The sequence below is a fragment of the Citrobacter sp. C348 genome, from assembly GCF_047467975.1.
GTDB classification, from domain to species: domain Bacteria; phylum Pseudomonadota; class Gammaproteobacteria; order Enterobacterales; family Enterobacteriaceae; genus Citrobacter; species Citrobacter gillenii.
Genome location: NZ_JASJUJ010000024.1, coordinates 1 through 4,202 on the forward strand (window position 1 = coordinate 1; position 4,202 = coordinate 4,202).

Here is a 4,202-nt window from a genome sequence, read left to right on the forward strand (position 1 = left end):
TCGTTCCTGCTCACAACGCTGAATGGAAGCCTCAATGTCGCTGAGTTTACCCATGCTGGCCGTGTGTGCATCTTTTGCTTCGTTAAGTGCGGCCAGCGCACCGGCAATGCGTTGTTCCGCGCCTTCATCCTGTTTACTGATAACGGTCTGCATGGCTTTGATAATGAGTTCGGGTTTCATGTTCAGGTTCTCCGTGTGTTCAACCTGAAATGATTCTGACGCCTCCTGCACAACAACACGATTCATTGCCGTTGTCAGAATGCTGGCACAAACAGACCTTAAAAACCGGCTGGCCAGAGAAAGGTCGCAGGAAAACCTTACTCACCGTTTATTTTTTTACTTATAACTATTCACCACTGTTCACCTCAAATAAAAATATAAGTAATACAGTAAGTTAAATGGTGAACAGTTGAGGGTCTGACTGTTCACCGTCTGTTCACCACTGTTCACCCTCCTGTTTTGCTCTGGCTATAGCATTTAGACTTTATTTCGATTAAAAATAAAAAATATATAACTAAAAGCAATAAAAATTGCTGCATTGTAATGCAGTGATTTGCATATGTTTGCCAGCGTTTGCCTTTGTTTGCCAGAGCGAAAAGTCAATGTTTGTTTCCCCGAAAATCTCACATGACCTGAGGAAAAATATAGACATAATAAGGAGCTACCCGAAGCCGGACGGACACGACCGGCACTGTATGGACTTTGTGAGGTAGCCCGATGCACACCGCTTTTTCTTCCCCGTCTTCTGCCCCTGCCGCACCGCTGATGCCGGTTTCTGATACCGTTCACGAGCGCTTTATCCGTCTGCCCGAAGTGATGCATCTGTGCGGCCTGTCCCGCTCGACCATTTACGACCTCATCAGCCGGGAAGCCTTCCCGAAACAAATCTCCCTCGGCGGAAAAAATGTGGCGTGGGCGCAGTCTGAAATCACTGCATGGATGGCGGATCGCATTGCCGAACGTAACCGGGGCTATGACGCATGATGATGATCGTTCAGCAAACAGCCCCTTTTTCTGGCTTGCTTCTTTTCGCCGTTTCCAGGTATAGTTTTCCCGCTGTCGCAAAATCGGCAGCCGGAATTGGCGTTCCGAATAACTTCAAGGCGACACGACACGCGCCATGCGTGTTTTTTTATGTCGTTGCTCAGGCACACCCATTTTCAGGGCTGTGGTGTTTATTCGTGCACCCGAGCCCTTTTCTGATAATGGTAGTCCGGGCGGGGCAGCCTTCGGGCTGGCCGGTTTCCTTGAAGGCCGGTTACGCCAACCCCGTTCGGGCTGCCACCAGTGAAATTGGCGTTTCCGGTGGTAGTTTTTCAAACTACTTCAAGGAGGCTGCCATCATGGCTACTACCCTCACCCCGTCACACCCGCAGTTTGTCTTTGTGTTTGCCGCCGTTCGTCGCGCAGACCGTAAACCCCGTATCTGTATGCTCCGCACCGTTGCCGGTGATGAGCACGCCGCACGTCTTTCTCTCGTTCGCGATTACGTTCTCTCGTTCGCTGGCCGTCTGCCGGTTGCGGAGGTGCGCGCATGAGACACACCACCATTACCGCCCGTGACCTCGAATGTCTGGAGCATATGCGCAACGTCGGCCAGCTCGTCGGCGACCTGATGCAGGTGCAGGACTGCGCCACCGTTCGTCGTGACCCGGCGCAGCAGTTACAGCTCACCTCCGTGATTTACCTCATGACCGCCCAGCTCGACGGCGTGGTCGAACGCTGCAATCAGCAGTGGCTTACCGGGGAGGGTAACGTATGAAAAAGCCATTACCGCCCGTATTACGCGCCGCGCTGTATCGTCGCGCAGTGGCCTGTGCATGGCTGACCCTGTGCGAACGCCAGCACCGCTACCCGCACCTCACCCTCGACGCGCTGGAAAGCGCCATTGCCGCCGAGCTGGAGGGCTTCTACCTGCGCCAGCACGGCGAGGAAAAAGGCCGTCAGATTGCCTGTGCACTGCTGGAAGATTTAATGGAAGCCGGACCACTGAAAGCCGCCCCGTCGCTGTCCTTTCTCGGGCTGGCCGTGATGGATGAGCTTTGCGCCCGTCATATCACCGCACCGGTACTGCACTGAGGGAGAAAATAACCATGAAAATGAACGTAACAGAAACCGTAAAACAGGCGTGCGGCCACTGGCCGCGCATTCTCCCTGCGCTGGGTGTGAAGGTGATTAAAAACCGCCATCAGTCCTGCCCGGTGTGCGGTGGCTCTGACCGTTTCCGCTTTGACGATAAAGAGGGGCGCGGCACGTGGTTCTGTAACCAGTGCGGCGCGGGTGACGGGCTTAAGCTGGTAGAGAAAGTGTTTGGCGTGACTCCCTCAGAGGCCGCCGGGAAGGTGAATGCCGTGACCGGCAATCTGTCGCCGGTTGCCCCGGAATTGATTGCGGCCGCAGAGGCCGAAACTGTGGCCGACCGCAAAGCGGCGGCTGCGCTGGCCGTCAGGCTCATGGAGAAAACCCGACCAGCCACCGGCAATGCCTACCTCACCTGCAAGGGTTTCCCCGCTCTGGAATGTCTGACGCTCACCGCCATGCATAAAACCGGCGGCGTGACGTTCCGCGCCGGTGATGTGGTGGTGCCGCTGCATGACGATACCGGCGCACTGGTTAACCTTCAGCTTATCAATGCTGATGGTCTCAAACGCACCCTGAAAGGCGGAGCGGTAAAAGGGGCATGTCATATCATCGAAGGACAGAAACAGGCCGGAAAACGCCTGTGGATTGCGGAGGGTTATGCGACCGCGCTCACCGTGCATCACCTGACCAGGGAAACCGTCATGGTGGCGCTGTCCTCCGTGAACCTCCTTTCTCTGGCAAGCCTTGCCCGTCAGAAATATCCGGCCTGTCAGATTGTGCTGGCCGCTGACCGTGACCTGAACGGCGACGGCCAGAGCAAAGCCGCTGCGGCCGCAGATGCCTGTGAGGGCATTGTTGCCCTGCCGCCGGTGTTCGGTGACTGGAATGATGCGTTTATGCAGAAAGGTGAAGAGGCCACGCGCAAGACTATTTATGACGCCATCCGGCCACCGGCGCAAAGCCCGTTTGATACCATGAGCGAGGCGGAATTTACCGCCATGAGCGCCAGCGACAAGGCTCTGCGGGTGCATGAGCACTACGGCGAAGCGCTGGCGGTGGATGCGAACGGCCAGCTCCTGTCCCGCTATGAAAACGGCATCTGGAAAAATATCCCTGCCGCCACTTTTTCACGGAATGTGGCTGATTTATTCCAGCGCTTACGCGCCCCGTTCTCGTCCGGGAAAATTGCCTCGGTGGTGGAGACCCTGAAATTGATTATTCCGCAGCAGGATACACCGGCGCGCCGTCTGATTGGCTTTCGCAACGGGGTACTCGATACTCAAAGCGGCGTATTCAGCCCGCACCACAAATCGCACTGGCTGCGCACGTTGTGCGATGTGGATTTCACCCCGCCGGTGGAAGGGGAAACGCTGGAGACGCACGCGCCGAACTTCTGGCGCTGGCTCGACCGTGCAGCCGGTAAAAATCCACAAAAACGCGACGTGATTCTGGCCGCGCTGTTTATGGTGCTGGCGAACCGTTACGACTGGCAGCTCTTTCTCGAAGTGACCGGTCCCGGCGGGAGTGGCAAAAGTATTCTGGCTGAAATCGCGACCCTGCTCGCCGGGGAGGATAACGCCACGTCAGCCGATATCGACACACTGGAAGACCCGCGCAAGCGTGCCTCCCTGATTGGCTTCTCGCTTATTCGTCTGCCTGACCAGGAAAAATGGAGCGGTGACGGCGCAGGACTCAAGGCCATTACCGGCGGCGATGCGGTCTCGGTTGACCCGAAATATCAGAACCCGTACTCAACACATATTCCGGCGGTGATTCTGGCCGTGAACAATAACCCGATGCGCTTCACCGACCGCAGCGGCGGCGTCTCCCGTCGCCGGGTGATTATTCATTTCCCGGAGCAGATTGCCCCGGAGGAACGCGACCCGCAGCTCAGGGATAAAATCGCCCGCGAGCTGGCCGTCATTGTGCGCCAGCTTATGCAGAAATTCAGCGACCCGATGACTGCACGCGCACTGCTCCAGTCGCAGCAGAATTCCGACGAGGCGCTCAACATCAAGCGCGATGCTGACCCGACGTTTGATTTTTGCGGCTATCTGGAAATGCTCCCGCAGACCAACGGGATGTTTATGGGGAATGCCAGCATCATCCCGCGTAATTAT

Annotated in this window: 5 protein-coding genes and 1 pseudogene; 5 read left to right on the plus strand and 1 reads right to left on the minus strand. The window is 56.4% G+C overall.

Going from position 1 to position 4,202, the window contains the following annotated elements; all coding sequences use genetic code 11:
• Positions 1 to 246, minus strand: a pseudogene (locus QNN86_RS23790) (capsid protein); the annotation flags it as partial.
• A gap of 471 nt (positions 247 to 717) precedes the next feature.
• On the opposite strand from QNN86_RS23790, the gene QNN86_RS23795 reads away from it, so the two are divergent.
• From QNN86_RS23795 to QNN86_RS23815, 5 genes are all read left to right on the plus strand, one after another.
• Positions 718 to 984: a helix-turn-helix transcriptional regulator gene (locus QNN86_RS23795; protein WP_000556587.1), complete on the plus strand. Its 267-nt coding sequence runs from the start codon at positions 718 to 720 to the stop codon at positions 982 to 984.
• Positions 981 to 1,538: a host cell division inhibitor Icd-like protein gene (locus tag QNN86_RS23800; protein WP_061357468.1), complete on the plus strand. Its 558-nt coding sequence runs from the start codon at positions 981 to 983 to the stop codon at positions 1,536 to 1,538. Before QNN86_RS23795 ends, QNN86_RS23800 begins: the two co-directional genes overlap by 4 nt.
• Positions 1,535 to 1,762, plus strand: a complete 228-nt coding sequence (locus tag QNN86_RS23805) for a hypothetical protein (RefSeq protein ID WP_001216599.1) — start codon at positions 1,535 to 1,537, stop codon at positions 1,760 to 1,762. The genes QNN86_RS23800 and QNN86_RS23805 overlap by 4 nt, the downstream gene beginning before the upstream one ends.
• A complete protein-coding gene (locus tag QNN86_RS23810) occupies positions 1,759 to 2,079 on the plus strand; it encodes a DUF5375 domain-containing protein (protein ID WP_001472077.1) in 321 nt (106 codons plus the stop codon). Before QNN86_RS23805 ends, QNN86_RS23810 begins: the two co-directional genes overlap by 4 nt.
• Before the next feature lie 14 nt (positions 2,080 to 2,093).
• Positions 2,094 to 4,202: primase-helicase zinc-binding domain-containing protein (locus QNN86_RS23815; protein WP_414212401.1), on the plus strand; the 2,109-nt coding region annotated here is incomplete at its 3' end.

Bases quoted from the DNA above. Each gene is read 5' to 3' on its own strand.
- QNN86_RS23795 (WP_000556587.1), top strand. From the start codon at position 718: ATGCACACCGCTTTTTCTTCCCCGTCTTCTGCCCCTGCCGCACCGCTG.
- QNN86_RS23800 (WP_061357468.1), top strand. From the start codon at position 981: ATGATGATGATCGTTCAGCAAACAGCCCCTTTTTCTGGCTTGCTTCTT.
- QNN86_RS23805 (WP_001216599.1), top strand. From the start codon at position 1,535: ATGAGACACACCACCATTACCGCCCGTGACCTCGAATGTCTGGAGCAT.
- QNN86_RS23810 (WP_001472077.1), top strand. From the start codon at position 1,759: ATGAAAAAGCCATTACCGCCCGTATTACGCGCCGCGCTGTATCGTCGC.